The sequence below is a fragment of the Streptomyces lycii genome (assembly GCF_009735685.1).
GTDB lineage: Bacteria > Actinomycetota > Actinomycetes > Streptomycetales > Streptomycetaceae > Streptomyces > Streptomyces lycii.
In genome coordinates this window covers 1-1,820 of record NZ_WHPN01000046.1, presented here as the reverse complement: position 1 = coordinate 1,820, position 1,820 = coordinate 1, and the positions used below count along the sequence as shown (strand labels likewise).

The following is a 1,820-nucleotide window of genomic DNA, read 5'->3' as shown; positions in this document are numbered from 1 at the left end:
GCCCGGCGGCCCGTCTCGCCGGACTCCCCGCCGCCGCCCGCGCCCAGCGCTCCGGCGACCGCCTCGGCCGGGGCGGAGGGCCGTTCGACCCGTACCGTCCAGCGGCCCTCCGCGTCGGTCCCGGTGACCTCGATCGTCACCCCGCTCTCCGGGTCGGTCAGGCTTTCGCCGACGCCGATGGGAGCGTCCGCCAGTTCCGGGTAGACCGAGGTGTCCCAGCAGGCGCCGGTGCGCGGATGGCCGTCCAGGACCTCGATCGGCCCGTCCGCGGAGGCGACCCCGCTGTGCACCCGGTAGGCCAGTACGCCCTCGGCGCAGGTCGCGACGTCGTTGCCCGAGGCGGTGCGGACCTCGACGGCGAGCGCGGTGTCCGCTCCCGTGCGGATCACGAGCAGCCGGGGTCCGGTGACGGGAGCGGGCCCGTCACCGGCGCCGACGGGCAGCAGGCCGTGCAGGCTCTCGCCCTCCCCGCGCACGCAGTTGACCTGCGTGTCACCGAGCCAGCCGAGCTTCCACTTGTGCCAGCCGAACGGTTCCGGGGCGAGCCCGAACTGGCTTCCCATGAGGTCCCAGTCGCCCACGTGCGTGTCCCAGTCGCCCCGGCCGTCCTTCGGGCGGTGGTAGAGGTCGGGGAGGTCGAAGACGTGTCCGGTCTCGTGTGCGAGGACGTTGCGGTCCGGCGGACGCTGCTCGAACACGGTGACGATCCTGCGCAGCTCGGTGTCGTCGACCCGCATCGGCTCGTCGAAGTTGACGACCTTGGTCGCGTCGGAGTCGACTCCGGGGGCGTCCGGATCGGCCACCAGATAGACCAGGTCGTACCGGGAGAAATCCACCTGCCGGTCAACGAGTTCCACCGCATCACCCAAATAGGCGGCGCGCAGATCGGCGTCCCAGTCCCGCCCTATTCCGTACGAGGTCGACTCCGCGGGCATCTCCAGCCACTTGCGCACCGGGTGGGCCCGGAGCCGGAAGCTGCCGTAGGAGGCCCGCTCGAAGAAGCGCGAGGTGGCGGGGAAGTACTCGGGGAACAGCTCGTCCGGGGAGGCCATGGGCTCGGAGTCGGGGAAGGACAGGAAGACCATCACCGCGTCCAACTGCCCGGAAGGCTGCGGATAGGTCTCGTTCCAGGTGTCGACGCCCTCCGAGTGATGGACGGCCGTGCGGGCCAGCGCGCAGGCGTCGCCGATCACGGCGGCCGAGGCGGGGCCCGCGACGAGCGAGGTGGCCAACAGGGCCGTGAAGGAGGTCGCCGCGGCGGCAGGCCGGCGGTACCGCGGCCGGGACCGCCGCCCCACTCCCCCGGGTGTCTGCCGGCGCTTCACGTCAACCTCCCGGATCCGGATACGGGACCCTGTCCACATTGCGTGCATTTGTCGACAGGCGGCCCGTTTCACTGCTCCGGTCGGGTGACGCCGCTGGTATGTCTATACGTAACGCAACGTCACGAACAGTCTGTGAGTCTTCAACCTCGCACACGGTCGTGCAGAAACGATCAGACAGCCGATCCGACGTGCCCCGGCTCACGTCCGGAACGGTGGAAGACGACTTGCGCGAGCCCCTATGATCGGCACATTTCCAGCGCGGATTCCCCCCAACGGCGGCCATTCGCCACCGGCCCGACCACCTTTGCGAATCTGTACGAGCCGAGTCCTCAGCGGGAGTGAACGGTGAGCGGATCATCCGACAGGCCGGGCACGGCACCCGGTATCGCCCTGCCGACAGTGACGGAAAGTAGTCAGATTTTCCGTCGGAGCCCGTCGGCGCGCAGCACTGCCGCGCGGCCGTTCGCGGCGGCGACCGGTGTCACGCGCCCACCG

The 1,820-nt window shown here is 70.5% G+C and carries 1 protein-coding gene; it reads right to left on the bottom strand.

What is annotated here, in order from left to right; genetic code table 11:
• Positions 1-1,325, bottom strand: a 1,325-nt coding sequence (locus GCU69_RS02435) for a M6 family metalloprotease domain-containing protein (RefSeq protein WP_408055751.1), incomplete at its 3' end; no start/stop codon positions are given.
• Between the last annotated feature and the right edge of the window lie 495 nt (positions 1,326-1,820).